The 11,499-nt window shown below is 69.1% G+C and carries 12 protein-coding genes; 10 read left to right on the forward strand and 2 right to left on the reverse strand.

The window, feature by feature from the left end:
• Window positions 1–19 precede the first annotated feature (19 nt).
• Entirely contained in the window at window positions 20–271 is a 252-nt protein-coding gene (locus tag AC10V3_RS33895) for a GlsB/YeaQ/YmgE family stress response membrane protein (protein WP_022539791.1), read from the forward strand.
• On the opposite strand, the gene AC10V3_RS33900 is transcribed toward AC10V3_RS33895, so the two are convergent.
• Window positions 244–3,501, reverse strand: a complete 3,258-nt coding sequence (locus AC10V3_RS33900) for a transglycosylase domain-containing protein (protein ID WP_490923966.1) — start codon at window positions 3,499–3,501, stop codon at window positions 244–246. The two genes, AC10V3_RS33895 and AC10V3_RS33900, sit on opposite strands and share 28 nt — an antisense overlap.
• Window positions 3,502–3,746: 245 nt before the next feature.
• Window positions 3,747–4,784 (reverse strand): aldo/keto reductase, encoded by a 1,038-nt coding sequence (locus tag AC10V3_RS33905; protein WP_022539793.1) that lies wholly within the window; start codon window positions 4,782–4,784, stop codon window positions 3,747–3,749.
• 50 nt (window positions 4,785–4,834) lie between these two features.
• On the opposite strand from AC10V3_RS33905, the gene AC10V3_RS33910 reads away from it, so the two are divergent.
• The 9 genes from AC10V3_RS33910 (at window position 4,835) to AC10V3_RS33950 (ending at window position 11,498) form a co-directional block, all read left to right on the forward strand.
• Window positions 4,835–5,074 (forward strand): hypothetical protein, encoded by a 240-nt coding sequence (locus AC10V3_RS33910; RefSeq protein WP_490923967.1) that lies wholly within the window; start codon window positions 4,835–4,837, stop codon window positions 5,072–5,074.
• A 323-nt stretch (window positions 5,075–5,397) separates the two neighbouring features.
• Window positions 5,398–6,174, forward strand: a complete 777-nt coding sequence (locus AC10V3_RS33915; RefSeq protein ID WP_490923968.1) for a beta-ketoacyl synthase chain length factor — start codon at window positions 5,398–5,400, stop codon at window positions 6,172–6,174.
• A gap of 5 nt (window positions 6,175–6,179) precedes the next feature.
• Window positions 6,180–6,956, forward strand: a complete 777-nt coding sequence (locus AC10V3_RS33920; RefSeq protein WP_490923969.1) for a lysophospholipid acyltransferase family protein — start codon at window positions 6,180–6,182, stop codon at window positions 6,954–6,956.
• Window positions 6,943–7,215 carry a phosphopantetheine-binding protein gene (locus AC10V3_RS33925; RefSeq protein ID WP_454753499.1) on the forward strand — a complete coding sequence of 91 codons (273 nt, stop codon included), beginning with the start codon at window positions 6,943–6,945 and terminating at the stop codon, window positions 7,213–7,215. Before AC10V3_RS33920 ends, AC10V3_RS33925 begins: the two co-directional genes overlap by 14 nt.
• Window positions 7,216–7,259: 44 nt before the next feature.
• Window positions 7,260–7,523, forward strand: coding sequence for an acyl carrier protein (locus AC10V3_RS33930; RefSeq protein WP_022539797.1), 264 nt, complete (start codon window positions 7,260–7,262; stop codon window positions 7,521–7,523).
• Window positions 7,523–8,071: a COG4648 family protein gene (locus AC10V3_RS33935; RefSeq protein WP_022539798.1), complete on the forward strand. Its 549-nt coding sequence runs from the start codon at window positions 7,523–7,525 to the stop codon at window positions 8,069–8,071. The genes AC10V3_RS33930 and AC10V3_RS33935 overlap by 1 nt, the downstream gene beginning before the upstream one ends.
• A complete protein-coding gene (locus AC10V3_RS33940) occupies window positions 8,064–9,773 on the forward strand; it encodes an ApeI family dehydratase (protein WP_454753500.1) in 1,710 nt (569 codons plus the stop codon). Before AC10V3_RS33935 ends, AC10V3_RS33940 begins: the two co-directional genes overlap by 8 nt.
• Window positions 9,766–10,515 carry a glycosyltransferase family 2 protein gene (locus AC10V3_RS33945; protein ID WP_454753501.1) on the forward strand — a complete coding sequence of 250 codons (750 nt, stop codon included), beginning with the start codon at window positions 9,766–9,768 and terminating at the stop codon, window positions 10,513–10,515. Before AC10V3_RS33940 ends, AC10V3_RS33945 begins: the two co-directional genes overlap by 8 nt.
• Window positions 10,512–11,498, forward strand: coding sequence for a lysophospholipid acyltransferase family protein (locus AC10V3_RS33950; protein WP_454753502.1), 987 nt, complete (start codon window positions 10,512–10,514; stop codon window positions 11,496–11,498). The genes AC10V3_RS33945 and AC10V3_RS33950 overlap by 4 nt, the downstream gene beginning before the upstream one ends.
• Window position 11,499: the final 1 nt, after the last annotated feature.

Below are 11,499 nucleotides of genomic sequence, written 5' to 3' on the forward strand. Positions count from 1 at the left end.
CCACCACCGGGAGCGCACCATGATGGCATTCATTGGCACCGTGTTCGTTGGCCTCATCGTCGGACTGATCGCGCGCGCGGTCAAACCCGGCGACGACAAGATGGGCTGGATCATGACCATCGTCCTGGGGGTCCTGGGCTCGGTGATCGCCGGCTACGTCGGCCGCGCCCTGGGCTGGTACCAGCCGGGCGAACCCGCCGGCTGGATTGCGTCGGTGATCGGTGCGATCGTGCTGCTGGTGATCTACGGCATGGTGCGCCGCAAGGGCTGACTGGCCTTGCGCACCACGGCGTCGTTGGCATCGGCCAGGCTCGGCACCTCGCGCTTGGAAGGTGTGGGGGGCGCCGGCGCAGGTTCGGCCATCTGCGGGCGGGCCTCGAGCCCTTGCGCCAGCGCGGCGCCGGGCACGGCTTCGGTCGGCGCGGCCATGGTCGGCCCGCGCGGGGCGAGCAGCCCCGGGGCCGCGTCGCGGCAACGCAGCAGTGCGCGGTCGCCGCCCGGCGCCATCGCCGAAACCTGCGGCGCGATCGCACGCAGCACCCTGACCGCCAGCGCACTGGTAAAGCTGTAGCGCACTGCGTAGGGCTCCCTCACGTTGACCACCACGGTGCCGAAGAAGCGCTCGCCCAGCGTGAACACGAACGTCGCCGAGCGGTTCACCGAACGCGACGAGATCAGCCGCCCGCCCGGACCGTACACCTGGAAGCGCTGGTCGCCGGTGCCGGTCTTGCCCGCCACCATCAGCGTCGTGCCATCCCGCCCCGGCACCGTGAACGCGCCGCGGATTGACTTGGCAGTGCCGCGTTCCACCACATCCAGCATCGAGCGACGCGCCAGCGCGGCCACTTCGGCCGGCAACACGCGCTTGCCCTGCCCCGGCTGCAGCACGTAGCGCGTGGCGTACGGCGTGCCGTCGGCGAAGGCCAAGCTGCGTACCGCGGCGTTCTGCGTGACCACGCCACCCGCCAGCAGGATGCCGGCCAGCTCCGCCAGCGCGGCCGGGCGGTCGCCGGCGGCGCCGATGGCGCTGGCGTACGACGGCGTCAGCGAATCGAACGGATAGCCCAGGCGCTGCCAGCGCCGCGCGATGCGGGTGAAGGCGTCCTGCTCCAGCAGCGTGCGGATGCGGTTGTCCTGCCCGGCCTTGCTGCGCGTCTTGAACAGCCACTTGTAAACTTCCTGGCGCTCGGCGGTGCTGGCGCGCAGCACCTCTGCCAGCGTAGCGTCGGGATGCTGGTCCAGGTACTCCACCATCCACAGCTCCAGCGGATGCACGCGTGACAGGTAGCCGCGGTCGTTGAGGTTGAACTTGTCCTTGCCGTACTTGCGGTACAGCGCCGGCAGGTCTTCCTTGGCCAGCTGCTTGTCGCCCAGGCGCGCGCGCATGATGTGGATGTAGCTGGCCTCATCCAGGTATGGCCGTGCGCTCAGCAGCGTCACCGACGTGCGCACCGCGTTCAGGTGCGGAATGGTCATGCGTACCCGGCCCAGCAGCGTGTCCAGGCGCTGCGCCGAATCCTTGCCACGGTAGCGCTGGTAGAAGTTGGTCATGTAGGCGCTGCCTTCCTGGTCGGCAAAGCGCTCCAGGTACTCGCGCCGGCCGGGTGCGTTGCGGTCCTCGAACAGGTCGCCCATGTCCGGCTTGGCATGGAACATCTCATAGCGCACGATGTCGCGCATCATGCGGATAAAGACCAGGTTGACCGAATGCTGGAACCCGATGCGCACGGTCATGTTGCGCTCGCCCGACTCGCGCTCGAAGTTGGTGAAGCTCTGCAGGCCGCCGCCGGTGAAGAAGCCTTCGCCGGCGCTGCCGGAGTACTTGCGCTCCATGGCGGCTTCGAGCATCGCCATCAGCTCGCGCTCGGCGGGCCTGCGGGTCTTGGACAGGTAGTCCACCGCCCAGCGGCTGAGCGCGTCCTGGCGCGCCAGGTGCACCGCGGCCAGCTCGTCGCCGCTCATGCCGGCATAGCGCGAGTGCAGCTCGCTGATGATCTCCAGGTAAGTCACCAGCGTGCGCAGCTTGGCGGTCGATCCCAGGTTCAGGCGTGCGCCGCTGTTGACGTCGAAGGGCTGGTCGATATTGTCGGCCTGCACCCGCACCACGCTGGCGTTGCCCACGCGCTCGAACAGCGTGAAGCTCGCCGTCAGCTTCGACGGGTCGTCGTTGTCGCGCAGCAGGTTGTGGCCGTACAGGCCCATGGCGCGCGCATCGGCCTTGCTGTTCACGCGCTGCAGCGTCTCGGTGATGATGCGCTGCGCCTCGCGGTTGATGGTGCTGTCCACGGTCAGGTCGAGCCGGTCCATGTCGTAGCGGCTTTCCACCCCCGTCAGCCGGGTGATGTCGGCGCGCACGCGGTTGACGGCCTTGCGCGTGACGAAGGGCTCCTGCGCCGGGCGCTGCGGCGGCGCCGCCTTCTCCAGCGGCTGCGCCAGTGCGGCGTCGCGCAGCTCGGCGGTAATGACGTTGTTGGCCGCCAGCAGGCGCAGGTAGCTGCCGGTGAGCGCATCCAGGTTGGTATCGTCGCGGCGCAGGTGGTAGGACGGGCGGCGCTGCGAGATGATCAGCGACAGCGCGCGCTTGAAGGCCTGCGCCTGGCGCGGCTCGGGCGCGCGCTGGTCGAGCTCCTTCAGGAGGCGGTTGATCTCGCTGAAGTCCTCGCCGTACCAGACCCACAGCGCGTCGCCGATGCCGTTGATCTCGCCGAAGCCTTCGCGCGCCGACAGCGGCACGGTGTTCAGGTAGTCGACCACGATGCGCTCGCGCGCGCGCTGCGTGTCGGGCCCATCCAGGTAGGCGCGCAATGACGCCGACGCCATCTGGCGGAATTTCTCCGGAATCGACGCGGTACGGCCTTCGGGCGAGTGCCGGTATTTCTCGATCTGCGTGGCCAGCGTGCTGCCGCCGGGGGCGTCGTGCGACTTGTCGGCCAGCCGGATCATCTGGTCGAGCACTGCGCGCGACAGCCGGCGAAAGTCCAGCGCCGGGTTCATATTGGGGTATTCCGGGTTGAGCAGGCCCTGGTTCTCGACGTACAGCAGCGAACTCACCAGCAGCGGCGGGATCGCGTTGAAATCCGCATACTGCCGCTGCGGATAGCGCTCGAACGCCAGCGTCAGTCCGTTGCAGTCGCGCAGCAGCAGGCCCGCCTGGTTTTTCTCGCGGTAGGGCGCGAACAGGCCCTGGTCCATCAGCCGCACCATGTCCGGCGACATACGCGCCTGTTCGGCCGGCACGTAGCCGCGCTGCTCCAGCCGCCTTGCAAAGCTGGGCAGCATGCCGTAGCCCATGCGCGCGTCATAGGGTCCGGAATGCGGGAAACGGATGCTGTCGCTGGCGCCCGGCTGGATCTCGAACGTCAGCCGCTGGCCAAGGCTGCCGATCAGCCGCGCCTGCCAGTGCGAATTGCGCACTTCGCTTGCGACAAAGCTATACACAACGTAGGCGCCGCCCGTTAGGGCGACCGCCAAGCCAGCGAAGATCCAGCCACGACGCGACACGTTTGGGCTTCCCTGTTGGGCCGGTGCTGCGCGAAGGGGGTGTCTTCGCACCGGCTCGAAGCGCAATTTTCTCGCGGCGCACGCACCGCGCGCGCCGCCTGTATTGATATTAGTAGGAGTAAAGCCAGCATGCAGCAACCGTGCGCAAGGTCATCGCGCCATTGCGAACATGCCTCAATCTAGGCAGCGCTTGCGCCACATCCCAGGTCCCATGCAGCGCTGCCATCGGGCGCGATCGGGGACTATTATTTGGCGATCCGCGCGCGTGCCACCGGGCGCCCGCCGAACGGGTAGCCCGGATCGTTATAGCCGTGGGTCGAGGCATGCCCCGGCGACACCAGCGCGTCGACCATCGCCTCTTCCTCGGGCGTGATGGCAACGTTCAGCGCACCGAAATAATCCTCGAACTGCGCCAGCGTGCGCGGTCCCGCGATCACCGACGAAATGATCGGATTGGCCAGCACCCATGCGGTGGCGAACTGCCCCGGCGTGAGCCCGCGGCCCTCGGCATGGGTCTTGAGTTGCTGCGCGATCACCAGCGATTCGTCGCGGAACTCGGTCTCCATCATGCGGCGGTCGGAGCGCCCCGCGCGCGTGCCCTGTCCCGGAGTCTGGCCGGGCGCGTACTTGCCGGTGAGCACGCCGCGCGCCACCGGGCTGTAGGGCACCACACCCAGCCCGTAGTATTCGCACGCGGGCAGGATCTCCACCTCCGGCATCCGGTTCAGCAGGTTGTAGTACGGCTGGCAAGCCACCGGCCGCGGCACGCCCAGCTCGCCGCACAGCCGTGCGATTTCGGCGATGCGCCAGCCGCGGAAGTTCGACACCGCCCAGTAGCGGATCTTGCCGCTGCGCACCAGGTCGCCCATCGCGCGCACCGCCTCTTCCAGGTTCTCGCCGGGGTAGTCGCGGTGCAGGTAGAGGACGTCGATATAGTCGGTCGCCAGCCGGTGCAGGCTGTCCTCGACCGCGCGCGTGATCCACACCCGCGAATAGTGCGAGTGGTTGGGCGCGGACTGCATCGCGTTGCCCAGCTTGGTCGCCAGCACCCAGTCGTGGCGGTCGGCGGTCAGCAGCCGCCCGACCATCTGCTCCGACCCGCCCTTGCTGTACACGTCGGCGGTATCGATGAAGTTCACGCCGTGATCGCGCGCGCTGGCGACGATGCGGGCGGCCTCGGCCTCGTCGGTCTGGTCGGCAAACATCATGGTGCCCAGGCACAGCGGCGAAACGCGCAGGTTGCTGGCGCCGAGGCGGCGGTAAGGCATGGTGGTATCTGGCATGGCGGTTCCTTCGGTGGGCGCGGCAAGGCGCGCCGGACTATGACAAAGCGATGAAAAACCGTGGCGGGGTCGGCTGTGACCACGATCCGACATTTTGCCGGGACTTGGCCAAACCTGCCGGCGCCGGCGCCGGCGCCGGCGCGGAACAACGTGGCAAAATCAACGGTATTTGGGCTTTTATTACCGGCCATTCAGCGAAAGAATCGACAGAAATGGCAGGCATATGTGGCTCTCAGGTCAATTGCCAGCCGCCATGGGCGCTTCGCGCCGGTGTCAATCAGACAATGTAGCCAATTTGCTCGGAATATTCCGAATACGCCATTTGGGACGCCCCTCGATAGTGGGGTAAAGCCAATGCTGGCAAGGCCGTGCGGGTTGCAGGCCTTGAGATAAATCTCCGCCGTCCGATAAGCATTTTCGCCACAGCAGCAATATTTCTGACATTCGGCCGGGGTCGGTTTGAGTAAAATGACGCCCGCCAAAATCCCGCCCCTTCACCGTCCATTTTTCCCGCCAGCATCATGAATCGCCATGCCCTCCCTTTCGCTTCCGGCAGCCAGTGCGGCGCGCCGTTGGCCCGCGGGTGTCCGGCCTGCGCGGAAGGCGGGCGGGCATGAGCGGCAGCATCGGCGCAACGGAGCAAGGCGTGGCAGTGACCTTCGCCATCCGGGCCTGGTCGGCCTGGGCGGGCGGCCTGCACTCCGCCGACGACTGGCGCGCATGGAGCGCGGCCCCGCACCTGCCAGCGCAGCCGTCGCAGCCCCCGGCCCTGCCGGAGATGGCGGCGATGCTGCGCCGGCGCCTGCCCGTGCTGGGGCGCGTGGCGCTGGCCGCGGCCTATGGCTGCGCGCCGGGCGATAGCGCGGCCGCGGTGCCCGCGGTGTTTGCCTCGCGCCACGGCGATACCGGGCGGCTGGTGACGATGCTCAGCGAACTGGCGGCCGGCGATGCACTGTCGCCGACCGCGTTCGGCCTGTCGGTGCACAACGCCATCGGCGCGCTGCGCTCGATCGACCTGGCCGATACCGGCAACCTGCTGGCCGTGTCCGCCGGGCGCGATACCGTGGAGACGGCGCTGCTCGAAGCCTGCAGCCTGCTCGCGGACGGCGCACCCGAAGTGATGCTGGTCCATTACGACGAACCCGTGGCCGCGCCCTACGCCGCGTTCGCGGATGAGCCCGCCTGCCTGTATGGCTGGTGCTGGCGCCTCGGCGCGCCGCGCGCGGGCGAACCCTGCTACACGCTGGCGCTCGCGGATGCACCCGCCGCGGCAGCGGCCGCGCCGCGACTGCCGCACGGGCTGGACGTGCTGCGCTTCATGCTGGCCGGCGACGCCCAACTGTGCCATCGGGGCGAGCATGCCGGCTGGCGGTGGCAGCGCCATGGTTGAGCGCGATGGTTGAGAGAATGGAGCGCGCCTGGCGCGTATGCGCCACCGGGCTGTGCTTTTCCGGCTTCGGGCTGGGCGGGCTGGTGCTGCGCGTGCTGGTGTTCCCGGCGCTCGCGCTGGCGCCATGGAGCGCGGCGCGGCGCCAGCGCATCTGCAAGAACGTGATCCACCACGCGTTCCGGCTGTTCCTGTGGCTGATGTGCGCGGTGGGCGTGATCCGCTACGAGGTGTGCAACGCGCAGCGGCTGCAACGCCAAGGGCTGCTGATCGTGGCCAACCACCCTTCGCTGATCGACGTGGTGTTCCTGATCGCGCTGACGCGCCGTGCCGACTGCGTGGTCAAGGCGGGCCTGGCGCGCAACCCGTTCACGCGCGGGCCGGTGCTGGCCACCGGCTATGTGCAGAACGATTCGGGCGCGCAGATGGTGCAGGACTGCATCGCCTCGCTGCGCGCAGGCAACAACCTCGTGATTTTTCCGGAGGGCACGCGCACCCCGGCCGACGGCAGCCTGCGGCTGCAGCGCGGCGCCGCCAATATCGCGGTGCGCGGCGGCTTTGCCCTGACACCGGTGGTGATCCGCTGCGAGCCGCCCACGCTGCGCAAGGGCGAGAAGTGGTACCGCGTACCGGTACGCAGGCCGCGCTACGTCATCGACGTGCGCGAAGACATTGACACCCGGCAGCTGGCGAAAGCCGGCGCCGACGACGCCATGGCCGTACGCGAGGTCACGCTGGCACTGACCGCTTACTTTTCCAGGGAGATACGCCGTGCAGGCGCTTGAGCAAGAAATCAAAGAACTGATCGTTTCGTCGCTGTCGCTGGAGGAAGTGGCGCCCGCAGACATCGACACCGATGCGCCGCTGTTCGTCGAAGGGCTGGGCCTGGATTCGATCGATGCGCTCGAACTCGGCCTGGCGCTGCAGAAGCGCTTCGGCGTCTCCATGAGCGGCGACAAGGAAGTGGTACGCGCCCGCTTTGCCAGCGTTGCCACGCTGGCGGCATTCGTCACCGCGCATCGCGCCGAACAGGCTTCGGCCTGAGTACGCCCCTGGTATCCGATACTTTCAAGCTGGTAGGCAAGGCCATGACCCACGACGAAATCTTTGCGCGCATTTCGGCAGTCCTGCAGGACTCCTTTGAAATCGACGCCGACCGCATCCGGCCGGAAGCCCGGCTCTACGAAGACCTGGACATCGACAGCATCGACGCAGTCGACCTGCTGGTCAAGCTCAAGCCGATGCTGGACAAGCCGCTCAAGCCCGAGCAATTCAAATCCGTGCGCACCATTCAGGACGTGGTGCAGGCGCTGGCGCTGCTGATCGACTCCGATTCCGCTGCGACGGCCTGATGGCGTGGCGCAACTGGAGCCTGGGTGCGCTGACGCTGTGCTACCCGGTGGCGGTCTATGTCGGGCTGCAGTACTGGCCGCCGCGCATGGTGGCATTGCTGCTGGTAGCGCTGATGCTGCTGCGCCTGGCCGCAGTGCGGCACGCCGGCTGGCGCCCGCTGGCGCTGGTCGCGGGCGCGATCGCGCTGGCGGTGCTCGCCTCAGGCGAGGCGATGCCGCTCAAGCTCTACCCGGCACTGGTCAACGCGGTGCTGCTGGCGGTGTTCGGCTGGAGCCTGTGGCGTCCGCCCACCGTGGTGGAGCGCCTGGCCCGGCTGCGCGACCCGGAACTGCCGCAGGCCGGCGTGGCCTACACGCGCAGGGTCACCGCTGCGTGGTGCCTGTTCTTCTGCGGCAACGGCTCGATTGCGCTGGCCACCGCCTGGTTTGCCAGCGACCGCGTGTGGGCGCTCTATAACGGCGCCATCGCCTACGTGCTGATCGGGGCGATGTTCGCGGGCGAGTGGCTGGTGCGCCGGCAGGTCATGGCAAGGAGCCGTCATGACTGAGTGGACGGGTATCCGCGGCGCGATGGCGGCGCTGGCTCGCCGCGTCGCAGCGCAATCCGGCGCCGATGCCGACGCCGCCCGCCTGCTGGCCCGCGCGGCCGCATGGCGCGCGGCCTTTGCCGTAGCGCCGTGCGCGCGCTGGGCAATCCATATCGAATCGACGCAGGAATTCGCCGCCGCCCTCTTCGGCGCATGGCATGCGGGCAAGCACGTGGTGCTGCCCGGCGACATGCGCCCGGACACGCTGCAGGCGCTACGCGTGCACACTGACGGCTGGGCCGGCGAACTGCCGGATGGCTTGCAGCCGCGGCAGGACCTCGACGGCGATGCCGGCGATTGGCCGCCGCTGTCGCCCGACGATACTGGCGTCACGCTGTTCACGTCCGGCTCCACCGGCGCGCCCGAGGCCATCCACAAGCGGCTGGCGCAGCTCGATGCGGAAACCGGCGCGCTGCAAGCCGCCTTTGGCGCGCAACTGCCGCCGGACGTTCGGCTGCTGACCACGGTTTCGCACCAGCATATCTACGGCCTGCTGTTCTGTGTGCTGTGGCCGCTGGCAGCCGGCCGCGCGTTGCCGCACGCGCGCCTCGCCTTCCATGAGGAAGTGGTCGCCGCCTGCGACAGTGCGCCGGTGGTGCTGGTCAGCAGCCCGGCGCACCTGCGCCGCATGCCGGAATCGCTGGACTGGTCCGCTGCCCGCGCGGCGGTGTGTGCGGTGTTCTCCTCCGGTGGGCCATTGCCGCCCACGGCGGCGGACGACGCGCTGCGCCATCTCGGGCAATCGCCCATCGAAGTCTTCGGCAGCTCCGAAACCGGCGGCATCGCCTGGCGCCAGCGCGCACGCCAGCAGGACCGCTGGACGGCGCTGCCCGGCGTGGCCTGGCGCCTGCAGGACGGCTTCCTGGCGGTGCGCTCGGCGCACCTGCCCACTGACGACTGGCATGTCTGCGCGGACCGTGCGCTGGCCGACGGCGAACAGGGCTTCGTGCTGGCCGGGCGCGCCGACCGCGTCGCCAAGATCGAAGAGAAGCGCGTGTCGTTGACCCGCATCGAGCAGGCGCTGGCGGCCTCGCCGCTGGTGCTGGATGCGCGCGTGGTGCTGGTGGATCTGGATGTCGGCACGCGCGTGGCGGCTGCGGTGGTGCTGGCGGAAGCCGGCGCCGCCATGCTGGCCGGCTTTGGCCAGATTCGCGGCCGGCCCGCGCTGATCGCCGCGTTGAAGGCGGCACTGGCCGACACCGTCGATCCGCTCGCGCTGCCGCGGCGCTGGCACCTGGCCACCGAAGCGCTGCCTTGCAATGCTCAGGGCAAGACCACCGAGGCGATGCTGCGCGAACTGTTCCGCCAGACACTGCCGCGCGCGGTCTGGATCGAAAGCAGCGAACATGCCGCCGCCGCCACGCTGGACGTCGGCGAACACCTGGCGATTTTCGACGGGCATTTCCCCGGCACGCCGATCGTGCCCGGCGTGGCGCAGATCGACTGGGTCATGACGCTGGCGCCGCAGCGCCTGCCGGTGCCGCCGCGCGAGCGCTTCCTGCGGCTGGACGTGCTCAAGTTCCAGGGCATGATCCGCCCCGGCAGCCAGGTGCGGCTGGACCTGGAATGGCTGCCGGCCAAGGCCGCGCTGGCGTTCCGGCTGACCTCCGCGGCAGGCCCGCACGCCAGCGGCCGCATCATCTTCAGGAGCGAGCATGACTGACGCCGACTTCCATCCGGTGGTACTGGTGCCGGTCTACAACCACGAGCGCGCCATCGGCGCCATGGTCGATGCGATCCTGGCGCATCCGGTGTCCTGCTTGCTGGTCGACGACGGCAGCAATGCCGAATGCGCCGCAGTGCTGCACGAGCTCGCCGCGCGCCCGGACGGCCGCGTCACGCTGGTCAGGCTCGAACAGAACCAGGGCAAGGGCGGGGCCGTGATGACCGGCTTCGAGGCCGCCTGGCGCGCGGGCTACACCCACGCGCTGCAGATCGATGCGGACGGCCAGCACGATGCCGGCTGCATCCCCACCTTCCTCGACATGGCGCAACGCCATCCGGCGGCAATGGTGTGCGGCAACCCCGTCTACGACGCCTCGGTGCCGCGCGCGCGGCTGATCGGGCGTTACCTGACGCACGTGTGGGTCTGGGTCCACACGCTGTCGTTCGCGGTGCGCGATTCGATGTGCGGGCTGCGCGTCTATCCGCTCGCCGACGTGGTGCCGCTGACGCGCGCCGCGCGCATCGGGCCGCGCATGGAATTCGATATCGAGATCCTGGTACGGCTGGTCTGGCGCGGCGTGCGCATCATCAATATCCCGACGCCGGTGACCTACCCCAGCGACGGCGTCTCGCACTTCCGCGTCTGGCGCGACAACCTGCGCATTTCGTGGATGCATACGCGCCTGTTCTTCGGCATGCTGTGGCGCCTGCCCGTACTGATGGGACGCAAGCTGGCATGAGCACGACCGCACCCGGCGCGGCCCCGCCCACAAGCACACCCGCCGCGCGCCACTGGAGCCGCATCGGTGAGGCCACCTGCGTGTGGGGCGTGTGGTGCCTGTACACGATCCACCGCCTGTTCGGGCGGCTGGCGTTTCGCGCGGTGCTGTACCCGGTCGTGACCTACTATTGGCTCGCGCATGGCGCGGCGCGCCGCGCCTCGCTCGATTACCTGCGCCGCGCGCATCGCGCTACCGGCGCGCAAGGCCCGCTGCCTGGCGCGCGCCATACGCTGCGCCACCTGTACGCGTTCGCCGACACGCTGCTCGACAAGCTGCTGGCGATCGGCGGCCGCTATGCCTTCGGCAACGTCACGCGCGAAGGCGCCGAGGTGATGCTGCGCCAGATCGAGAGCGGCCAGGGCGGCATCATCGTCACCGCGCATATGGGCTGCCTGGAGCTGTGCCGCGTGCTGGCCCGCCATCGCGCTGGCCTGCGCCTGACCGTGCTGGTGCATACCGCGCATGCGCAGCGCTTCAACCGCATCCTGGCCCGGCTCGATCCCGGCTCGACGCTGCAGCTGTACCAAGTCGACGAGATCTCGCCGGCCACCGCGCAGGAACTGGCCGACAAGGTGCGCGCCGGTGAGTTCGTCGCCATTGCCGGCGACCGCGCACCGGCCCACGGCGGGCGCGCCGTCAGCGTGCCGTTCCTGGGCGCGCCGGCGCGCTTCCCCGTCGGCCCCTATGTGCTGGCCGCGCTGATGGACTGCCCGCTGTTCGCGATGGGCTGCATCCGCCACGGCGATGGCCACCTGCTGCGCTTTACCGAGCTGGCGCGCCAAGTGCGCCTGCCGCGCGCCGGCCGCGCCGAGGCGCTGACCGGCTATGCCACCGCCTATGCCGAATGGCTCGCGCAGTTGCTGGTGCTGTCGCCGTACGACTGGTTCAACTTCTACGATTTCTGGGCCGACCCGGACAACACGCCCGGGCGCGCGCGCTGAG

Source organism: Cupriavidus sp. PB-02 (assembly GCF_058252315.1).

Bases quoted from the DNA above. Each gene is read 5' to 3' on its own strand.
- AC10V3_RS33895 (WP_022539791.1), top strand. From the start codon at position 20: ATGATGGCATTCATTGGCACCGTGTTCGTTGGCCTCATCGTCGGACTG.
- AC10V3_RS33905 (WP_022539793.1), bottom strand. From the start codon at position 4,784: ATGCCAGATACCACCATGCCTTACCGCCGCCTCGGCGCCAGCAACCTG.
- AC10V3_RS33910 (WP_490923967.1), top strand. From the start codon at position 4,835: ATGAAAAACCGTGGCGGGGTCGGCTGTGACCACGATCCGACATTTTGC.
- AC10V3_RS33915 (WP_490923968.1), top strand. From the start codon at position 5,398: ATGAGCGGCAGCATCGGCGCAACGGAGCAAGGCGTGGCAGTGACCTTC.
- AC10V3_RS33920 (WP_490923969.1), top strand. From the start codon at position 6,180: ATGGTTGAGAGAATGGAGCGCGCCTGGCGCGTATGCGCCACCGGGCTG.
- AC10V3_RS33930 (WP_022539797.1), top strand. From the start codon at position 7,260: ATGACCCACGACGAAATCTTTGCGCGCATTTCGGCAGTCCTGCAGGAC.
- AC10V3_RS33935 (WP_022539798.1), top strand. From the start codon at position 7,523: ATGGCGTGGCGCAACTGGAGCCTGGGTGCGCTGACGCTGTGCTACCCG.
- AC10V3_RS33940 (WP_454753500.1), top strand. From the start codon at position 8,064: ATGACTGAGTGGACGGGTATCCGCGGCGCGATGGCGGCGCTGGCTCGC.
- AC10V3_RS33945 (WP_454753501.1), top strand. From the start codon at position 9,766: ATGACTGACGCCGACTTCCATCCGGTGGTACTGGTGCCGGTCTACAAC.
- AC10V3_RS33950 (WP_454753502.1), top strand. From the start codon at position 10,512: ATGAGCACGACCGCACCCGGCGCGGCCCCGCCCACAAGCACACCCGCC.